Origin of the sequence: Paenibacillus sp. PSB04 (assembly GCF_025809195.1) — a bacterium.
Taxonomy (GTDB): domain Bacteria; phylum Bacillota; class Bacilli; order Paenibacillales; family Paenibacillaceae; genus Paenibacillus_AQ; species Paenibacillus_AQ favisporus.
In genome coordinates this window covers 4,721,977-4,741,099 of the sequence record NZ_CP081301.1, presented here as the reverse complement: position 1 = coordinate 4,741,099, position 19,123 = coordinate 4,721,977, and the positions used below count along the sequence as shown (strand labels likewise).

The 19,123-nt window shown below is 47.4% G+C and carries 23 protein-coding genes; 5 read left to right on the top strand and 18 right to left on the bottom strand.

Annotated elements, in window-relative coordinates:
* The first annotated feature begins 41 nt into the window (after positions 1–41).
* The gene (locus tag K2F33_RS22010) at positions 42–1,601 is read left to right on the top strand and encodes a multicopper oxidase family protein (RefSeq protein WP_263878595.1); all 1,560 of its coding nucleotides are present in this window, start codon (positions 42–44) and stop codon (positions 1,599–1,601) included.
* Positions 1,602–1,681: 80 nt separating this feature from the next.
* On the opposite strand, the gene K2F33_RS22005 is transcribed toward K2F33_RS22010, so the two are convergent.
* The 5 genes from K2F33_RS22005 to K2F33_RS21990 all read right to left on the bottom strand — a co-directional run bounded on the left by K2F33_RS22005 (position 1,682) and on the right by K2F33_RS21990 (position 4,969).
* The gene (locus tag K2F33_RS22005; RefSeq protein ID WP_263878594.1) at positions 1,682–2,071 is read right to left on the bottom strand and encodes a P1 family peptidase; all 390 of its coding nucleotides are present in this window, start codon (positions 2,069–2,071) and stop codon (positions 1,682–1,684) included.
* Positions 2,040–2,453, bottom strand: a complete 414-nt coding sequence (locus K2F33_RS33725) for a P1 family peptidase (protein ID WP_412974009.1) — start codon at positions 2,451–2,453, stop codon at positions 2,040–2,042. Before K2F33_RS33725 ends, K2F33_RS22005 begins: the two co-directional genes overlap by 32 nt.
* A gap of 69 nt (positions 2,454–2,522) precedes the next feature.
* Entirely contained in the window at positions 2,523–2,912 is a 390-nt protein-coding gene (locus tag K2F33_RS22000) for a hypothetical protein (protein ID WP_263878593.1), read from the bottom strand.
* A 236-nt stretch (positions 2,913–3,148) separates the two neighbouring features.
* Entirely contained in the window at positions 3,149–4,240 is a 1,092-nt protein-coding gene (locus tag K2F33_RS21995) for a copper amine oxidase N-terminal domain-containing protein (RefSeq protein WP_263878592.1), read from the bottom strand.
* Between the two features lie 177 nt (positions 4,241–4,417).
* Positions 4,418–4,969 (bottom strand): dihydrofolate reductase family protein, encoded by a 552-nt coding sequence (locus K2F33_RS21990; RefSeq protein WP_263878591.1) that lies wholly within the window; start codon positions 4,967–4,969, stop codon positions 4,418–4,420.
* Between the two features lie 197 nt (positions 4,970–5,166).
* Between K2F33_RS21990 and K2F33_RS21985 the strand changes: the two genes are divergently transcribed.
* Positions 5,167–5,526: a DUF6220 domain-containing protein gene (locus K2F33_RS21985; protein ID WP_143811866.1), complete on the top strand. Its 360-nt coding sequence runs from the start codon at positions 5,167–5,169 to the stop codon at positions 5,524–5,526.
* Between the two features lie 35 nt (positions 5,527–5,561).
* Here the strand turns inward: K2F33_RS21985 and K2F33_RS21980 are convergent, their stop codons facing one another.
* From K2F33_RS21980 to K2F33_RS21970, 3 genes are read right to left on the bottom strand one after another with little or no spacing between them, the layout of a single operon-like run.
* Positions 5,562–6,185 (bottom strand): hypothetical protein, encoded by a 624-nt coding sequence (locus tag K2F33_RS21980; RefSeq protein WP_263878590.1) that lies wholly within the window; start codon positions 6,183–6,185, stop codon positions 5,562–5,564.
* A gap of 53 nt (positions 6,186–6,238) precedes the next feature.
* Positions 6,239–7,408 carry a hypothetical protein gene (locus K2F33_RS21975; protein ID WP_263878589.1) on the bottom strand — a complete coding sequence of 390 codons (1,170 nt, stop codon included), beginning with the start codon at positions 7,406–7,408 and terminating at the stop codon, positions 6,239–6,241.
* Positions 7,405–8,163 (bottom strand): cyclase family protein, encoded by a 759-nt coding sequence (locus K2F33_RS21970; protein ID WP_263878588.1) that lies wholly within the window; start codon positions 8,161–8,163, stop codon positions 7,405–7,407. The genes K2F33_RS21975 and K2F33_RS21970 overlap by 4 nt, the downstream gene beginning before the upstream one ends.
* A gap of 268 nt (positions 8,164–8,431) precedes the next feature.
* Here K2F33_RS21970 and K2F33_RS21965 point away from each other — a divergent pair, with 268 nt between their 5' ends.
* The gene (locus K2F33_RS21965; RefSeq protein WP_212983984.1) at positions 8,432–8,920 is read left to right on the top strand and encodes a DinB family protein; all 489 of its coding nucleotides are present in this window, start codon (positions 8,432–8,434) and stop codon (positions 8,918–8,920) included.
* A gap of 87 nt (positions 8,921–9,007) precedes the next feature.
* Here K2F33_RS21965 and K2F33_RS21960 read toward each other — a convergent pair whose 3' ends face one another.
* Genes K2F33_RS21960 through K2F33_RS21945 form a run of 4 tightly spaced genes read right to left on the bottom strand, consistent with a single transcriptional unit; the run spans position 9,008 to position 10,838 of the window.
* Positions 9,008–9,415 carry a cupin domain-containing protein gene (locus K2F33_RS21960; protein WP_263878587.1) on the bottom strand — a complete coding sequence of 136 codons (408 nt, stop codon included), beginning with the start codon at positions 9,413–9,415 and terminating at the stop codon, positions 9,008–9,010.
* 47 nt (positions 9,416–9,462) lie between these two features.
* Complete coding sequence (locus tag K2F33_RS21955; protein WP_263878586.1) at positions 9,463–9,789, bottom strand: aldo/keto reductase; 327 nt, start codon at positions 9,787–9,789, stop codon at positions 9,463–9,465.
* Positions 9,776–10,414: a carboxymuconolactone decarboxylase family protein gene (locus K2F33_RS21950; protein WP_263878585.1), complete on the bottom strand. Its 639-nt coding sequence runs from the start codon at positions 10,412–10,414 to the stop codon at positions 9,776–9,778. The genes K2F33_RS21955 and K2F33_RS21950 overlap by 14 nt, the downstream gene beginning before the upstream one ends.
* A 43-nt stretch (positions 10,415–10,457) precedes the next feature.
* Complete coding sequence (locus K2F33_RS21945; RefSeq protein WP_200633521.1) at positions 10,458–10,838, bottom strand: DUF2255 family protein; 381 nt, start codon at positions 10,836–10,838, stop codon at positions 10,458–10,460.
* Between the two features lie 208 nt (positions 10,839–11,046).
* On the opposite strand from K2F33_RS21945, the gene K2F33_RS21940 reads away from it, so the two are divergent.
* Entirely contained in the window at positions 11,047–11,592 is a 546-nt protein-coding gene (locus tag K2F33_RS21940) for a TetR/AcrR family transcriptional regulator (RefSeq protein WP_263878584.1), read from the top strand.
* A gap of 63 nt (positions 11,593–11,655) precedes the next feature.
* On the opposite strand, the gene K2F33_RS21935 is transcribed toward K2F33_RS21940, so the two are convergent.
* Positions 11,656–12,078, bottom strand: coding sequence for a MerR family transcriptional regulator (locus K2F33_RS21935; RefSeq protein WP_145018560.1), 423 nt, complete (start codon positions 12,076–12,078; stop codon positions 11,656–11,658).
* A 147-nt stretch (positions 12,079–12,225) separates the two neighbouring features.
* On the opposite strand from K2F33_RS21935, the gene K2F33_RS21930 reads away from it, so the two are divergent.
* Positions 12,226–13,266, top strand: a complete 1,041-nt coding sequence (locus K2F33_RS21930; RefSeq protein WP_089547567.1) for an NAD(P)-dependent alcohol dehydrogenase — start codon at positions 12,226–12,228, stop codon at positions 13,264–13,266.
* A gap of 103 nt (positions 13,267–13,369) precedes the next feature.
* On the opposite strand, the gene K2F33_RS21925 is transcribed toward K2F33_RS21930, so the two are convergent.
* The 5 genes from K2F33_RS21925 to K2F33_RS21905 form a co-directional block, all read right to left on the bottom strand.
* A complete protein-coding gene (locus K2F33_RS21925; protein WP_263878583.1) occupies positions 13,370–14,452 on the bottom strand; it encodes a Gfo/Idh/MocA family protein in 1,083 nt (360 codons plus the stop codon).
* A 19-nt stretch (positions 14,453–14,471) separates the two neighbouring features.
* On the bottom strand, positions 14,472–15,455 hold the full coding sequence (locus tag K2F33_RS21920; protein WP_263878582.1) for a Gfo/Idh/MocA family protein: 984 nt from the start codon (positions 15,453–15,455) through the stop codon (positions 14,472–14,474).
* A gap of 117 nt (positions 15,456–15,572) precedes the next feature.
* Positions 15,573–17,231: an extracellular solute-binding protein gene (locus K2F33_RS21915; protein ID WP_076164830.1), complete on the bottom strand. Its 1,659-nt coding sequence runs from the start codon at positions 17,229–17,231 to the stop codon at positions 15,573–15,575.
* Between the two features lie 90 nt (positions 17,232–17,321).
* Positions 17,322–18,239, bottom strand: coding sequence for a carbohydrate ABC transporter permease (locus K2F33_RS21910; RefSeq protein WP_076164828.1), 918 nt, complete (start codon positions 18,237–18,239; stop codon positions 17,322–17,324).
* A gap of 33 nt (positions 18,240–18,272) precedes the next feature.
* On the bottom strand, positions 18,273–19,082 hold the full coding sequence (locus tag K2F33_RS21905) for an ABC transporter permease (RefSeq protein WP_256992854.1): 810 nt from the start codon (positions 19,080–19,082) through the stop codon (positions 18,273–18,275).
* Positions 19,083–19,123: the final 41 nt, after the last annotated feature.

Here is a 19,123-nt window from a genome sequence, read left to right as displayed (position 1 = left end):
GCCTTGGAACAAATGCCAAGTCTTAGTCAGGAGGATCATACGTGCCGTTGAAAAAGTTTGTTACTCCACTCGCCATTCCGCAGATTTTAAAACCTAAAATCCGAGAGGGAAAAAGCACTTATTACGAAGTACGAATGAAGCAGGTTAAGCAAAAGCTGCATAGGGATCTTCCGCCTACGACCGTATGGGGATATAACGGAAGTTATCCGGGACCGACCATCATCGCCCACAAAAACAACAAGGTCCGCGTCAAATGGATCAATGAGCTGCCGCTCAAGCATCTATTGCCTGTAGACAAAACGATTCCAGGGGCCGGACCTAACGAACCTGAAGTTCGCACTGTCGTTCATCTTCACGGTACTGTAGCCCGTCAAGGAAGCGACGGAAATCCGTTAGCCTGGTTTAGCCGCAATTTTCGGCAGGTCGGACCGTTGTTCAAACAGAAGGTATATGAGTATCCGAACCAGCAATCTGCAACCACCTTGTTTTATCATGACCATGCGCTCGGGATTACCCGTTTGAATCTGTATGCCGGTTTGGCCGGCGCTTATCTGCTGCGCGATGCTCTCGAAGAGTCTCTCCATTTGCCCGCAGGAAAGTTCGAAATTCCTTTGCTCATTCAGGACAGATCTTTCAAGAAAAATGGGCAGCTCTTTTATCCGAGCAACACGACCCCGCCGGTTAAGGGGGTAAACCCTTCGATCGTGCCGCTATTCTTCGGAAATACGAATCTGGTTAACGGGACCGTATGGCCATATCTTAACGTGGAGCCGAGAAAATACAGATTCCGTATAATAAACGGTGCTAATGGGCGTTTTTATCAAATGCGGTTGAGCTCCGGTCAATCGTTTATTCAAATCGGAAACGATCAAGGCTTCCTGAGAAAACCGGTGCAGGTTAAAGAACTGACACTTGGGCCTGCCGAGCGCGCGGATGTGATCATAGACTTTTCACAACACAAAGGCCAAAAAATTGTACTTACTAACAGTGCCAGGGCACCGTTTCCGGGAGGAGCAAAGCCTGATCCGAATACAACGGGAAAAATCATGCAATTCCGGGTAGCGCATCGTCTTACTTCTCCGGACAACAGCAAGATCCCCGACAAATTGAGACTCATCCCTCAGCTATCACCTGGCAAGGCACGCCGGGTACGGTATATTGAGCTAAACTCGTCTCCTGATCAATACGGAAGGCAGGTTCAGCTGTTAAACGGCAAAGGTTTCGAGGCGCCGGCCACGCAGCGACCGAAGCTAGGATCGATCGAGGTGTGGAACTTCGTTAACCCGGGTACTAACACGCATCCCATGCATACGCATTTGGTTCATTTCCAGATTCTCAGCCGACGACCTTTCGATGTGAATTACTATAACAAGACGAAAAAGATACGCTACACAGGTCCGGCCGTTCCTCCAGATCCAAACGAACGCGGGAATAAGGACGTTGTTCGGGTTCCCCCGGGATTTGTAACCAAAATTATTGCCAAATTCGTACCGTATACGGGAAATTACGTTTGGCACTGCCATATTCTAGAGCACGAAGACTACGATATGATGCGTCCGCTTAAGGTTGTTCGCGGGAAGAGAACCCGCCGCAACAATTGATTATACTGAAAAGTCCAGGCCCAGACAGGACGATCCCTGTCTGGGCCATCTGGTTTAACGACAAACCGCCATAAGTGAAATTATTGAGCGGCTTTGACTTCCCGGATAATAGCCTGTTCCAGAACGACCGCGGCAACGGTGCCCACGGCTGTCACCGCATCATTCCCTGTCAGGCCGCTGGTATCGGTGCCTGTGGCCAGACAGAAAATGGTATCTCCGTCACCCTGTGTGTGGACTGGGGAAATCGCCCTAGCCATACCGTCATGGGCAAGCGTTGCGACCCGGCTTGCCTCGGCTTTCGTCAACTTCGCTGTAGTGGCCACCACGGCAATCGTGGTATTTCGGCTTTGGGCCGACAGCAGTGGTTCTCCCTCGAGAATAGCCCGGGTTTGGTTTACAAAAGTGCCATCTGGCGTAAGTGCCCCGGCGATGATGCGGTCATGGTCCCATATGTCGCCTAAGGCATTCACGACGACAATGGCTGCTACCCATGGGGCCGCCGGGAATTTGCCATGAAGCCGTTCCTACGCCGCCCTTCATCGGTCTGCCGTAGATTTTTCCTACCGTTGCTCCGGCACCCGCTCCCACACTTCCTTCGGCTACAGGGCCTGAATTCACCGCTTGACTGGCGGCGTAGCCCAATGCCGCATCGGGTCTGAGGGAACCTTTTGCAAAAATGAGGTCAAAAATAACTGCTGAAGACACCGTAGGTAGCGGTCCGGCATCCGTAGGAGCTCCTATTCCATGATCGGCGAGCCAGTTCATCACCCCCGCTGTTGCCGCAAGTCCGAAATTGCTTCCGCCTGTGAGCAGAATACCCTGTATGACATCAGTCGCAGTTTCAGGATGCAGGGCATCGGTTTGTTCCGTTCCTAGGAAGCCGCCTCTGACATCGACACTGGGTACTGCGCCACCAGGACACTAGATCACGGTGCAGCCCGTGCGGTGGCTTTCGTCCTCTGCATGACCTACAAGAATGCCTGGAATATCGGTAATTCCTCCACTAATTTCAGCCGTTCCACCAATCAGACGATCAAAACTAGGACCGATCGGGTTAGTATGAATGCGGCTGTCATGCTTAAGCAGAATTTTGTCACGGTTCCTTCTGATGAAATTGCGCTTGGTTCGATTCTTACCATAGCGCTGCCTGCTAACGATAAGGGACTGTTTTCTGCCGGTGTGAAGCTGCGATTTTCTAATTTTTCGAACAGCACGCCTGTTCTTTCGATATCGCACAGTAAGCCTGGCACTGCTAAGATTTCGAATAGCCGAATTTATATCAATTACATCCCCTTTCCTACGATTGCTCATAAGCATAGCCTACTAAATAAAAGGTCTATTTAATGGTATGTTAGCCTTTATCCGAAGGAATAGGCATAAGGAAGCGGTCATTCACACGTTTATCAAGTTCATCAGCCCTTTTTCGTGCTCAATCGTCCGGGAGAGTTCCAGTGTGCCCCCTTATTCTCATTTAACAACTTCATCCGGTAAATAAAAAAACCATGAAATTCAAGGCGATTGAATTTCATGGCAGCTTAGAAATGATTTTATCTTCTAGCATTGAATCCGATAAAAGCTTTTGTGTTGAAATCGAACACGGCGGTCAGCGGCCCAAGCAGCTCGTCTTGGTCGGTGTTGTAAGTCACCGTCACAACGCTTCCGTTCGTAGCCTGGACGTCATCAAGCAATTTCTTCTGCTCGGCCGTAGCAGCTAGTACACCAACCTCTTTAGAGGAGACAATTTGAACAGGTGCATCGTTTTGCTTAGTCGTAATATGGGAAACTTGCGCACTCACTTGCGCCCATGCCAAGTTGCGGTATTCCTGCGCTGTCTCCGGCGACATTTTCAGTCCGCCTGCAACAGGTGCTTGAGCCTGTACCACTAGGAGGAAAAGCGGACTTTGTGGAGGAAGGCTTTGCATCATGAGTGGGCCGTAGTACGCTGTTACTTTCGTACCTGTCTTCAGGTCCTCCCAATTCAAGGACTCCCCTTGAGATGTCATGACACGCGTTTCCTTACCTGCGTTTAATACCAAATTGTCGCCTAATTGAACCTGCCAGCCGTCATCCGTGTGTTTCACGGCTTTGATGGTATCTTCTTTGACCGTGCGATCTGCGTGAATTTGAACACTCACAGCTTGCGCTTGGCCCGGGAAGCTCGTCGCCATCGCAGGTCCGAACGCTGCATCGATTTGTGTGCCGGCTTTCAAATCGGCTGGGGTTAGCATTTTGCCGTCCAGGCTTTTAATAGCCGTCGATTTGTCTACCGTCAATATAACCCATGTGCTGCCGAGCAGCTCGATCCGGTACTTCCCGTCTACATTGGCCTGTACGCTTACAATTACACCAGACGCACGCATCAGGTCAACCGCTTCGCCGAGCTCAATTTCTTTGCTCGCTTCGTCGTAATTTAATGAATACCCAAGCTTGGCCGCAGCATCACGGACTGGAATATACAGTTTACCATCAATAGAAACAGGCGTAAGCATGCTGTCTTGTCCATTAATAAGAACCTTTGTATCTTTTTGAAGGTAACCTGTAACCTTTTCAACTAAAGCGCCAGCTTCGACTGCGGCCGTTGTGCCGAGTACCCCCGCCAAAGTGAATAATACCGTTAGTTTAGTTCGTTTCTTGTTCATAAAAAAGCTCCTTCCGATCCTGAGATGGATGACGTCTACCTGCTAACAATCCATCAGACGGAAGCGGCTTCAAATAGGTTGCAGCCATTTGTAAGCTTCACTTTTTCCTCTGTATATATTGAGAAATGAAAAACAGCCGGCTAAACTAGCTTAACAAAGAGGTTCTCCAGAATCATCCTATGTATAAATAATGTTGTACGTCGGTTTGGTAACTCCATTAGAGTACTGTTTCATGTTCACTAATTTCAAGTTAAGACGTGGCTTTACGCTTCCAAAGAGAGGAACACCTTCACCCACAATAATTGGATTAACCTTCAGCACTAATTGATCAATGAGTTTATGTTTAATCAACGACCCCGCTAATTCCCCGCCTCCACATAGCCAAATTTTACCGTTCCCTTGTTGTTTGAGATTCTTAATAAATTCTATTGCATCATCATGGATAAGTTCGACCTCTTCGTTTGACTCAAATTGCATGGATTTTGAAAATATGTAATGTTTAATGCCCTTATAACCCGGTTCACCTGGTTTAGCACCGAATTGAAATCCAAACTCATATGTTTTTCCACCCATCAATACGGCATCGTATTGTTGAATATCTGTTAAAAAGTCTGGAACATGATCCCCTTCAAATAAAAAGCTTGACTCATGAATATCTCCATCCATCATACCTTGATCCGCAATAAAGTTATCTAATGAAACGGCAACATGATAAATCAGTTCAGCCATTCAGTCATCCCTCCCCAAAAATATATGTTCCATATTTATTCTACTTGCCGGTTTCATTTCCTTGTTCGTTTCCGCTGTCACAATCCAGAGCCCTTCAGCGTCTTATGTGTAGTTCAAAAATTGACGTATGACCATTACATCTGATGAAAGGAGCTGGAACATTGAACGTTGAAGCGATTAAAAAGGAGTCTTCCCGAGTGAAATATTACCGCTCGGCGTATGCCATCCTTGCGTTCGTATTTTTGATCTGTATCGTTGTGCAAGTATATCTGGCCGGAATGGCTTTGTTCGGGGATTCGGAACTTTGGAAATATCATCGGTCGTTCGTTCCCCTGTTTGGATCGATCTCGCTCATCCTGTTCATCCTCGGCATCGTCGGGAAACTCAACCGGAGCATGATCTGGGGAAGTCTTGGGCTGTTCGTCCTGATCAGTCTTCAATATATTACGGCTCTCCATATTGCAGGCGCGCTGCATCCCGTTCTGGCGCTCGCCTTGTTTTGGGGCTCTCTTGCCTTGGTTCGAAGTTCTTATCCGTTTTTAATGAAGAAAAAATAAAATTAAGCCACTTCACGACACCGCGGATAAGCTGATTAGCGACCGTTCTGTGCCGCAAAAAAACGTTCAATCATCTGTTTCGTTTCGTGGGGACTCCTCAACTGGACTGCCTTTCCATTTTCATCAATAGTAAAATGCCCCTTAAATGCTTCCGGCATAGCATCATATTGTTTCTCGACTTGTTGAAGTGCTTTCTCAAAACAGCGATACCCGTATTTTTTAATGAGGAGAGGCAGCCCGAAGGCGGATCTTAAAAACTCATATTCCTGGTAGTTGTAGGGTGTAGTCTCCGGCCGCTTCATCAAAATCTTAAGGAAATGATCGATGACCTTGTCGATCTCTTCTTCTGTGGCATAATGCGCTAATCCATGGATGGTAAGCAGTCTCATGTCCAAATATCGTTCCTTCTTATAGGCTTTCTGAAAAAAATCCTTCAGCTCCAATTCCTTGCACCGAATTAAACCATGCAGAATTTTATTGCGCAGGGCGATATTTTTCAACTTAAAATACAGCTGCTCTATGAAATCTGCCTCATTTGCTGTTAACAACTCATAGTCTACTTCATTTATTGCGCCGATAAACTTCGGATCATTTTCGCGAAAGGGGGCAGTCGCTAAGTACCTCATCGATTCCTGACAATGCTGTTGATTTAAAGTCATGGCGCCATCACTCCTTTTATAAACTTGGCACAGCAAAATACGGAGTTGATGCTTCAGTAATTTCGCGCAGCATCGAACCAGCGTTGAGCCATTTCTTCCGTGATAGGCTGGCCGATCAGGTGATCGGACTGGCTGAGCTGCCATACTGCTTCGCCGAGGTCCTCTCTCTCAGTCGTTTCTATACCTTTGAGGGTATTGAAGCGTACGGTGAAGGCGGTAATGGCTGCCTCGGCATCGGCGAAGCTGCGGGCCTGCGATAAGCTTGCCTGTGCAACGTTGTAAGCCTCGTTAGCCACCTTGGCCAGACGTTTAGGCCAGGATGAGAATGGGCGCCCGAACTCGGTCGACCACCACTCGGGCTTGCGCAATTGGCTCACTGAAGCATGACCGTTCCACGGCCGGATTTTCGCGCGGGCTTTCATTTGCTGCTTCAGACGTTTTCCCGTCATCTCTTCCACGTTGTATGCGATAAACCTATCAAGCATCGGCCACGTGTCTAACCGGGGCAAATCTTCCAGATCCGGCATGAAACGCAGCTCCAGATTCGTTAACCGGGCCTGACGGGCCAACACGTCCATATCGCAGAAATTCCCCCATAAACTCAGTGAATGTAGGTTCGGAAAGCGGTTCAGACACTCCAGCGAGACCGGCTGTCCCATCGGCGTATTCTGTAACGCCAGGCTCGTCACCTGGTGCAGCTCACCTAGGTCAGGCATCAAGAAGGGGGGATCATTCTTGCGTCTACTTGTGTGAGGCGCTAGTGTCAGAGAAGACGGCATGTTACCAGTGGCCAAGAGGCGTGATAGATTTCCGGACACATTCAAGCGGCAAGGCGTTATCGGAAGTTTTAGGTTCAGACACCCTCCGGACGGTCCCAACTCGATGTGCAAGCCATGCAAAATGGATTGGCTGGCATCCGCCACCGTGTCTGCCGACAGGATGGGGGCCCACGTCATTTCTTCAATGGGACGCTTCTGTGCCCAATCCAAGAAGCCTGCGTCACTGCCTGTATAGCGAAGATAACGCGGCCAAGGTGAGCCGGCTGGCGTAGCAAAGGCATCAAATACGGTCCAATCGATACGCGCGTCGGGCTCGACGTGAAGATCCGCCTTTTTCCCTAAGTACGACGGGCCAATGGATAAGCTCCCCACCCCGGGTCGAATCACAAGCGTGTGGCTGCGAAGACCTGTCAGGTCGATGGGATAGCGGCCAGCTTGTTTCATTCTTCCACGATGGCGACCGGTCGGGACCAGCCGCCACTGGCCTTTTCCACTTTAATCGGAAAACAGCATACTTTGAAGCCAAACGGCTTCGGTATTTTGTCCAAATTAGCCAGCTTCTCAATCTGGCAATATTCCTTGTCCTTACCGACGTAATGCGCCGCCCACAGTACGCCTTCCCGCGGCTGCTTTTTATACGCTTCAGCCTGCAGGTTGAGCGGAATATCCCAGCCCCAGCCGTCAGTGCCGACTACCTTGATGCCTTGGTCCAGAAGCCACAGCGTAGCTTCAGCCGATACCCCGGCATGAAGAAATGCATAATGCTCGTGATACAGCCGTTTGTCCGCATCGCTCCGAATGAGAACGATATCAAAAGGTTTCAGCGTATACTCGATCCGTTTCAGCTCAGCGATCAAGTCATCCGTTGTAATCTCATAACCCGGCGGCTTCGCGCTGAAATCGAGCACCACACCGTCAGAATAAAACCATTCGAGCGGCAGTTCGTCGATCGTCCTTGCTTGCTTCCCTTCCGAGACCGGCCAGTAATGCCATGGCGCGTCGATATGGGTACCCGAATGCGTATTCAGGGTCACCATTTCCGTTGCCCACGCCTTGCTCTCTGGAAAATCCTCCTGCTTCAGTCCCAGTATCTCGGCTGCTTGCCGCGCACCATCTTCATGGGTCGCATATTCGATTTTCGCCGGCAACGGCTCGCGGATACGCGGGCTGATCGGCACGCTCAAGTCAATAAGCTTCATGATGATTATTTCTCCCCTCTCACTTCGAATCATCCACATTATACTAAATTGTACATATAACTGATAGGCCAACGTGGCCGGTGTGTGACACCCCTATACGACTCTAGATAGTTGCTATTTCTTGGTAAACACAACTTGTGATAATCTATTGGTAACAGAGTTTTTCAAAATAATGTGTCGTTCATTGTTCCGTAATAAGGCTCATTTCATAACCATCAGCAACACTTCGCAATTGAATTGTGACCATAAAATGTAATGGAGGGTAAAAATGGATGTAAAAACGCTTTTGCTGCAGCAATGGGCAAGCTGCTTAGATCAAGAAGACTGGTTTCCACCACTTGAAAAAGTGCTAGAGGATGTTACGTTTGAACAGGCAATTTGGAAACCCGTTGATTCAATGAATTCCATTTGGGAATTAGTTTGTCATTTACTGTTCTATGAAAAGAGACTTCTGATGCGATTTCTTGGTGAGACAGGCAATGAACCACAGGCCGAAGATAATAAATCTACATTTAGATTACCAGCTGAAACGCTTCAAAATTGGAAGGAAACAAAACAAGAATACGTATACGTTCATCGCGAACTTGAAAAAATACTAGCAAAATCAGAAGAAGAAGATTTGTATAGACCGATCCCTGGAGAAAGATCATTGGTGCTCGAACTAAAGAGTTTAGCAATGCACGACGCATATCATATTGGGCAAATTGTATTCTTAACTAAAATGCAGGGAGCTTTGGCAGGTAAACGCAGCTTTTAAAAAACTTCATGAATAAAAACGGGAGCGTCCAAATTCGGACGATCCCGTTTTTTATACCTGAACAAGTGGTCCTAGCCTTCACCTGTATTACAATTTGTCGTAATGCTCATCCGTGACGGGTTCCAGCCATTCCGGCTTACCAGCGGTGATAGCAATATGTTCAAACCAGCTGTCTTTTGCTGCACCATGCCAGTGTTTTACACCATCATGCGTAACAACAACATCACCAGCTCTCAGGAACTGGGCGGCCTTTCCTTCTTCCTGGTACCAGCCTTCGCCGCCGGTTACCAATAGAATCTGATACCCATCACGATGGATATGCCAGTTATTCCGGCATCCCGGTTCAAAGGTTACGTTGCCAACGCCAACAGGAACGCTGGGATCGGCAACCAACGTCTGCAGGCAACTTTGTCCGACAAAATATTTGGCAAATCCTTCGTTCTTCTCTCCCACAGGGAAAATTATGCCGTTTTTTACTTCTTCATGTTTGGCCATTTGGGTTCCTCCATTAAACATTATTTATTCGTATCCTCTGGCTCTGTTTACTTCAATTTCCCGCCAAATACCGGAAAGAAGCTATGCTCACCATAATCTTGGATCTGCTCTGCGTTCTTCAATGTCTCCATATCTGCATCGCCGATAACAAAATCAAGCTCTGCATTGTTTCTCATGTGATCTGGATTTGCCGTCTTCGGAAGTACGACAAGACCAAGCTGGATATCATAACGCAGGCAAAGCTGGGCAACGGATACCCCATACTTATCTGCTATTGACTTAACCTCAGTATTACCAAGGATTGCACCGTGTGCAATGGGTGAATATGCCTCCACCAAGATGTCATTCTTTTGGCAGAATTCAATGAGCTCCAAGGGCTGCCTTGACCTGATGATCCGCACCCCCGAGTGCGCTGATGATGCTGAGCGTCAACAGCTCCCGCGTTTTCAAATCCAGGCCTCCTCTGGTATAAAAGTCGCCAAAACAAAAGGCAGAAAGATAATCCTGAATATGCTTTTGATTGATCGGGGCATTTTCCCGGTTTTTGGATATGACATCCCCGAAAATGTCCATCTGCACGGCAAGTCCCTTGTCAAACCGAGTCTCTTCTTCAACCTGTTGTTGGCTCTCCAGCGGCAATGCGATATTTCTTGCTTTGAAAACGTCGTTGACCTCCGTCATGGCATTCAGCGTTTTTGGAAAACCGACGTAAGGCGCGCATTGGTACACGGCTTCCTTGATTTCGATCGGCGTAAGTCCGACGTTCAGGGCGGCATGGACATGTGCCCTGAGCTGAGGCAAGGTTTGGTTTGTGGTTAGCACCACCAAGGTGATGAGCTCCCTCATTCTGTCATCCAGGCTGCCTTGATGAAAGACCTCCCCGAAAATAAACCGCCTCAAAATATCCTGAAAATCAGGATCCGTGGCATATGCAGCAGGCACTCCATCGCGGAATAGCTGCTTGTACGTTTCTTGGCTCTTCTCAATTCGATTCATCATGCAGCCTCCTGTTCATGGGACAAATTCAAACAAGCCGTTATGATTAATGTACGGTAAGCGGCACAACCTTCACTGTGGCTGAACGGGCCCGCGTACTGATCATCGAGTTCAGATAAGGACTTCCCTTGTATTTCGCACGATATGCATGGTCGATGAGGTCGCCGATCTCCCCTTCAACTAGTTCAAAAGCGACCTCCTTTGTCATACCCGCCACCGTGATCCGCCCCGCCTTCTGCTGTACTGCTGCCTGATACCAACGGGAGTTCTGCCCATAATAGGCGCGTACATAGAGTGAGCCGTCAACCACAACAGACCAAATCCAGGTCGGGGTACCATAGGTAACACCGTCTTCCCGGAAAGGTGAGATGTGAAGATCATCGGACTCAGCGATCCTGTTCAATTCTTCTTTCGACCACGTACTCATGAATGGGATCCTCCTTAAAACTTGATATTAAGCATACACATAGAATGAACTACAGCAGTAAAAATGAACATTGATTGTTTAATCAACTCGTGTTTATAATTTTATACAGAAACCCCATGCCTACAATGGTCATTTCCTCACAATGTGTGCGTTACTCAACAAATGATCCAAAATTGCCGATTATCTTAAGATGGAGGACGTAATAAAAATGACTAAAGTGGATCGAAGGGTAGTCAAATCCCAAGAAGCAATCAAGAAGGCCATTCTTGAACTGATGGCAGAAAAAAACTTTGATGATATTACCATCCGTGATATTTCCGACCGGGCCAATGTGAATCGAGGTACGGTATATCTGCACTATTTGGATAAATACGACCTGCTGGACAAAATTATCGAAGAACACATCAGTAATCTCAGCGAACTTTGCCGATCTGCATCGGAAATGAGCTTCCAAGAAGGAAATTATGTCTGGTTCGAATATTTTGCAGAGCATCATTTGTTTTTTTCAATCATGTTAAACACCAAAAGCGCGGCTCATTTCCGCAGCCGTTTCCTTGATTTAGTCGTTCAAGAGTATAAAGTTGAAGTCGATGTAAGCGAAGGGAAAAATCAAGGCTTAAATCAAGAAGTTATCCTGCAATTTTTCGGGGCAGCCGTTGTGGGGGCTGTGGAATGGTGGTTCAGGAATGGAATGACTGTTCCTCCTCGTGTCATGGCAGAACAGACAGGGATCTTGCTGGATCGAAATTTATAACCTCTGAATAACAAAACCACCTGTAATTCATATAGAAATATATGGATTACAGGTGGTTTTCTATTAATAAGTCGAGGCGAAGTTACTCCCAATTTTGTTGTGCTTATGAACATCTTCCGTTCCGGCATCGAGCGCAGTCTTGTAATAAAAGCATTTATGTTCGATGACTTCCATCGTTCTTTTAAGTTCTTCCATCTGCGCCTCTACAGCAGCTTTCCGTTCCAGAAACATATCATATCTTTGTTTCAGAGTCGTATCCCCTTCTGAACACCAACTAATAAAATTTTTAATTTCCTTAATCGGCATCCCCGTGGTTTTCAAACATTCGATTACTTTCAATGACTCGATATCGGATTCTTTAAACAAGCGTGTTCCGCTGGCTGTCCGTTCTACAAAAGGCAAAAGTCCCTCTTTGTCGTAGTAACGCAACGTATATATAGTAAGGTTCAATTGCTTGGCAGCTTCGCTGATTGAAAATGTCTTCAACAGGGATCTTCCTTTCTTTGCGATATAGCTCTGTCGTTTATACCTATTTTGATATTATCATAAAATCAGTGCTTGACCTAGAGTTAACTCTAGGGAATAAAATTGATTTTGCAACATTTGAACAATCATTGATAGGAGGATTTCGAGATGATTACTGCTAAAGCAAGAGCTGTCGACGGTCCTGACAAACCGTTTCGAGCAGCTGAAATTAAACGGCGCGATTTGGATTCGCAGGATATTTTAATTGAAATTAAATTTGCGGGAATATGCCATTCCGATATCCATACGGCTCACGGCGAATGGGGACCTGTCAACTATCCGCTTGTGCCTGGACATGAGATTGCAGGAATTGTTACGGCTGTTGGCCCTCATGTCACAAAATACAAAGTCGGTGACCGTGTAGGGGTTGGCTGTATGGTTGATTCCTGTGGCGAATGCGAGAACTGCCTTAAAGGGGAAGAACAATACTGCCTCAAAGGAAACGTACCGACCTACGCGGGTGTTGACAAATACGGCGAGCCAACTCAAGGCGGCTATTCCACCCACATTGTCGTCACTGAGGATTTCGTAGTCAGAATTCCTGACAGCATCGAGCTTGATGCCGCGGCGCCATTGCTTTGCGCGGGTATTACAACCTATTCCCCGCTTAATCATTGGGGGGCCGGCCCAGGCAAAAAAGTAGCTGTAGTCGGTATGGGCGGCCTCGGCCATATGGCTGTTCAAATTGCGCATGCGATGGGTGCCGAGGTCACGGTTTTGTCCCAAACCTTAAGTAAAAAAGAAGATGGCCTGCAATTGGGTGCAGACCACTACTACGCCACTAGCGATCCGGAAACCTTCGAAAAACTCGCCGGCCGCTTTGATCTGATTATTAATACGGTGAGTGCCAGCATCAATATGGATGCTTATTTCTCACTGCTTACGCTTGACGGAACTTTGGTAAACGTCGGTGCCCCTGGGGAGCCGTTGTCGCTAAATGTCATGTCCCTCATCGGACATCGGCGTTCATTTGCTGGCTCCATGATTGGAGGCATCCGCGAGACACAGGAAATGTTGGACTTCTGTGCACAGCACAGCATCGTTCCTAAGATCGAAGTGATCTCGGCCGACCAGATTGACGAAGCCTACAAACGTGTATTAGCCTCGGATGTGAAATACAGATTCGTCATTGATATTAGCACGATGTAAGCTGCGTACAACATTTGTTCCATAAGTGATTACATGTTGAAGGTGCCTCAAAAGCAAGCTTTTGGGCACCTTCGCTTTATTTTATAATCTTCATTCCACGTCCTTATTCCTCATCAAAATAAACGGTTTTTCCCGTTTCTGCGGATATATACACCGCCTCTAATATTTGCGATACAACCATCGCTTCCCTCGGTTTAACCAAAGGTTCGGTATCGTGTACGATAGTGTCAATCCATTGCTTGGCTTCATACTCGAAATCGGTCATTGCTTCTCCGCTGAATCGTTCTCTTGCATTCGGATTCACATCGATTTTATTCAGGAACAGGCTCCCATCCCTCTCGCCATTAATCCGCAGCTCATTTTTAGCAAAATCCGCTCCTCCCTTCGTTCCGCACAGCAGGTTGCCGCCACCTTCCGCAATGTTAAGGGCCCAGCTGGTTTCAATGATGACCGTCGCTCCATTTTTAAATTTCACATACCCGAACGCCGAATCTTCTACCTCGAATTCGTTTGGATCCCAGGATCCCCATTCGTTTGCGGCATTTTCGGTATACTTCAGTTTATGGAAGACGCTGCCGACGACACTAACCGGTTCATAGTTATCCATCAACCACAGGATCAGATCAAGGGAATGGGTTCCAATATCAATCATAGGACCGCCTCCCTGTTTCTCTTTATCCAGGAACACGCCCCATGTAGGTACGCCTCTTCTCCGTGTCGCAACCGCTTTGGCAAAATAGATATCTCCAAGCTCCCCATTGGTAATCATCTTTTTTAACAGCTGGCTTCTGGCGTTGGAGCGATTCTGGTACCCGACGGTTAGCTTCTTGCCTGTTCGCAAGTGGGCTTCGTACATCGCTTTGGCCTCTGCGCCTGTGACTGCCATCGGTTTTTCACACATGACATGTTTGCCGCTTTCGAGAGCATCAATGGATATCGAAGCGTGAGCGCTGTTTGGTGTCAATACATGTACGACCTCAATATCCTCTATCGCAAGCAGATCTTTGTAATTGGTAAACACCTTTGCATCTGGCGTGCCGTATTTTTGCGCTGCTTCCTCGGCCCTTTCCGGCTTCAAGTCGCAGAAGGCCACCATCTGCACATGATCTAACCTGGACAGACACGGCATATGCTTACCGCCCGCGATCATGCCGCAGCCGATGATCCCTACTTTTACAGTTCTCATCTGAATTCCCTCCCCCACACTATTTGAACTCTACCGTTCGGTTTTCCTTATGAGCGGTATATGCCGCCTCCAATAGCTCCGTCAATTTTGTCCCCTGTTCCAGTCCGAAGGGCATCGGCTTGTCATGAAGCAATGCATCTGCCCATTGGATGATCGGAAGCGGCTGCTCTTTAGGGAGTTGGTTCGGTGAAATCCATCCGGAGAAAGGCAAATCGAGCTTCTTCGAGATGACTCTAACGGAATCATCTGAGATCATCAAGGTGCCCTCCGTGCCGTAAATCTCAAGGGCGGAAGGAGTTTTGTACGTCACAAGGCTTGTTTCGACAAGGGCGACCGCGTTGTTTACGAACTCAATCGAGCACTGCGCATTATCTTCCACTGCTCGATGGGTAAAGTAATGAAACATGGAGGTGATTCTTTTAGGCTTACCGAGCAGCATACTTGCGATGTACATCGGATGACAGCCCAAATCCATCATGGCTCCGCCTCCTGTTTGTTTCTCATCATACCAGTATTCCGGCAGCCAATTGTTTAAAGCACCATCGTGGCCGTTACGAATGCGTAAAAGCGTAATTCCCCCTAATATATGGTCGTCGATCAATTGTTTAGCGAACAATTGGTGTGGTCTTGTAAGAGCAGGAAATGAAATGCAAAACTTGACGTCTGCTTTGCGTACCGCTGCAGAGATCCGATCGCATTCCTGGGTGGTAAGAGCCATGGCTTTTTCGGTAAAAATGTGTTTGCCGGCCTGAGCGGCTGCTACCATGACGTCTGCGTGCATGCTTGTAGGGGCGTCCACGACGACGCCATCGACGTCTTCCCGTTTCAGCAAAGTATCCAAATCCGCTTCAAAATCCGCTCCCAATTGGGCAGCCCATTCGCTTCCACGTTCAGGCTGTTCGTCCCAGACGGCTGTAATCTTTACATTTCCATGATTTTGCAGCCTTCTGGCGTAATCAGCTGCATGCACATGCCACTTGCTTAACATCGCAACGTTCAACATCTTTTTCCCCTCCGTAATCGGTTAATCTTCGTCGTATGCGCTTGAGCATTCGTTAGAAAGTGAATTGGGATGGCAGTAACGCCACCCCAAAATGGTTCACGATATAGATTGAACGATCTAGAACCCTACATCATCTCTTTCCGCAGCTTTTTGTGCTACGAACTCCGCCATTTCATCCACGCCTGCGGCTTTATATTTTTCTTGAACACTATGAAGAAGATTTAGAGCTTCTTCATCTGACGAAGCAAACAGCGCTTTCTTAAATTCGTCATCGAAATTCAAGCTGCTGGTTTTACTGATAAAATCCTGGTATTTGGGCCATTCTCTTGCAAGGTAGCTGGCGCTTACTTTATCTATGATTTTGATAGGCATTTTTGCCGAGAAGCTCTCCTCCAACTTTTGCCACTGCGTTTTTTGATCTTCGGGCGTTGGCCAAGTGACTTCATTGGAGAATGCCCCGATGAATCTTCCTGGAAGAAAATTGAGCCCTGCGTCTCTCTTCAGATCCGGGTTTTCATCGAATTGTTTTTTCACATCCGGAATCCATTGAGGTATCCCGTTTTCCATAGTATAGTGCGTTCCTTCAATCCCGAAATACGCAAGCAATCGCCCTTCTTCGCTGTTGACATAATCAATGTACCGCAATGCCGCATCGGGATCTTTGATGTTCGCGCTCAAGAAAAGGACAGGGAAACCGGAACGGCCGGGTTTTTCAACTTGCGTTCGAATGTCTCCGTTCTTATTCTTCATCGGGCCGAGTAGTTCATATTGCATTTCCGGATTCGTCTTATACAGCGTTTTTTGTAAATCAGCTAACATCGGTTGGGCACCGAATACAGCCATCTTGCCCGTCGTGAGCTTTTCATTCGCTGTTGTACTCGTATTGCTGAAGGCTTCAAGATCAAACAATCCTTCTTTTAGCAGCTTTCTCATGTATAACAACTTGGCTTCATAATCCTTGGATTGCGTCCAGTGAATCAGTTTTCCGTCCACTTCACGGAAGTCCGAAATCGAATAATCCGACCATCCGGCAAGGAACTGCCCGTAATCCCATCCATTCCACATCGTTCCGGCCGGGATGACCGGCTTCCCGCCAATATCTTTGAAACCGCCATCTCTGATTTTGACCAATAGATCATACAGTTCATCCTGCGTATCAATATCCTCCGCTTTTACATTTAGAGCTTTCAGGATATCTCCCCTGGCAAAAAGGCCGTAATTCCAATTATGAATGCTCTCTGGGGTTCCGTCCGGGGTCTCCGTTGGAATGAGATACGTCTTGCCTTCAAAATCGGGACTATTGAGATCGAACTCGGCAAAATCCTTCGCAATCCCGGTCGTCACCAGTCTTTTAATATTCGGGTATTTATCGAGATAAGGGGTTAAATCCAGAAGCTGTCCTTCCATGGCTGCCTTCTTGATGACTTGCCCTTCTCCTCCTGTAGTAGACCAGAACGGTGCGTTAACAATATCCGGGACCGTACCGGAAGCGAAGATCGTATTCAGTTTCTCTACTTCGCTTGTCGTGATGGATTCCAGGTTTAACGTCACCCCGGTTTTTTCCCTGATTTTTTGGGCCACCGGATTATTTTTCTGGTCCTGCGGGAAACCGGCTCCGCCGCCGTTCCAAGCACTGAGGAAAGTCAAGGTTACCGGCTTTATTTCTTCAGTACCTGACTTATTCGGACCCGGGTCAACCGTGCCTGCGTCCTCTTCTTTGCCTGTTCCCGTACATGCCGTCATGGTCACTAACAGCAGTAAAGCGATTAGTGTCATCGCAAGAACACTCCTACGCCTGTTCTTCCTCATCCTACAATCCCCTTCCATTGGAAGTTTATATATAAAAGGCTTAGCCTTTTATACCAACTACTCCTTAAGCGAACCTACCAATACGCCTTTGACGAAATATTTCTGAAGGAATGGATACACACAGATGATCGGGGTGGTGATAATAATGACGAAGGTCATCCTCAAGGCTTCCGGCGTTACACCCCGCAGCTCCATCTGAGACTGGGTCATGTTTTGGATCGCTGATCCGCTATTTCCCGACGACGTCATCGACTGGAAAGACGCTTCGCTGATCATCTTGTTCAGGAACGTAGCCGCAGGCTGCAGTTTTTCGTTCTGTATGAAAAACTGACCGGTAAACCAGTCATTCCACACGCCAACCCCGACAAACAAGGCAATAGTAGCAAGCACCGGCATCGAAAGAGGCAGGATGATTCTTGCGAATACCGCCAACTCACTTGCTCCGTCGATTCGGGCCGATTCCGACAGACCTTCCGGGATTCCGTCGAAGAAGGTTTTCATAATAATCGCATTGAAAAAGTTATACAGGGACGGCAGTACCAACACCCAAAACGTATTCAGGATGTGCAATTCCCGGTACAGGATAAAGGTCGGAATGAGGCCTCCGCTGAACAACGTGGTGAAGAAAAAGAAGAATACGATATATTTTCTTCCGGGCAGCCCTTTCCGCGACAGGGCGTAGGCTAATAACGCCGTCAAAAATACGGAGCCAACCGTTACGATCAGGGTTCGGGAAATGGAAATATAAAACGAATTTAAGATTAAGGGATTGCTAAAAGCTTTCGCATAGTTTTCTAATGTAAACACTCTAGGAAAAAGATAGATTCCGCCCTTCATCGCGTCGTAGCCGTCATTGAAAGAAAGGGCCAGAAAATAGATAAATGGATAGAGTGCCGTAGCGCAGAATAAAAGCAGCACCGAATAGTTCAGCGTCGCATACATTTTATCTGCCGGCGTCAGCCTTCTCTCCCCCATACACACACCTCCTCAATCTTCAGCGCCAGCTGTTTACCACAACGATACATCGCTCACGCGTTTGGATACTTTGTTGACAACCACGATGAGAAGCAGCGAGATCGCAGATTTGAATAAACCAATGGCCGTGGAATAGGCTAATTGCCCTTGCTGCAGGCCAGTTTTTAAGACATACGTATCCAAGATCTCCGAGACGCTTAATGTTGCGGGAGACTGCATCAGCCAGATTTGGTCAAAGCCCGCATTCAGTATTCCGCTGAGGGAGAAAATGAGCAATATGCCGATCGTTGGCGTAAGGGATGGAAGCGTGATCTTAAACAGTTTGCTCCACCGGCCTGCCCCGTCGATTTCGGCTGCCTCATACAGGTGCGGATCGATATTCGTTAACGCGGCTAAATAAATGATCGAACCCCAGCCTACACCTTTCCAGATATCGGAAATGATGACCAATGGATAGAACAATTCCGGCTTCCCCATAAAAAAGATCGGATCCAAACCCATCTGGTACCGAATATCATTGATGAGACCTACGTTCGGAGACAGGATTTTTTGAAGTAAAGTAACGACGACGACCCACGACACGAAGTGCGGCAGATAGGAAATCGTTTGAAAAACCCTTTTGATTTTTTTGTGCATGATTCCATTAAGCATCAAGGCCAGGACCAATGGAGCTGGAAATCCGAAAATAAGCTTAAGGGCACTAATGGACAACGTATTTCGGAGAACATCGTAAAAGCTGGAATCGTTTAAAAACTGCTCGAAATATTTAAAGCCTGCCCACGGACTCCCTAAGATCCCCAGATTGAATTTGTAATCTTTGAACGCGATCAGAATGCCGTACATCGGATAGTAGGCAAAAATCAGAAACCATAGGATCGCAGGAA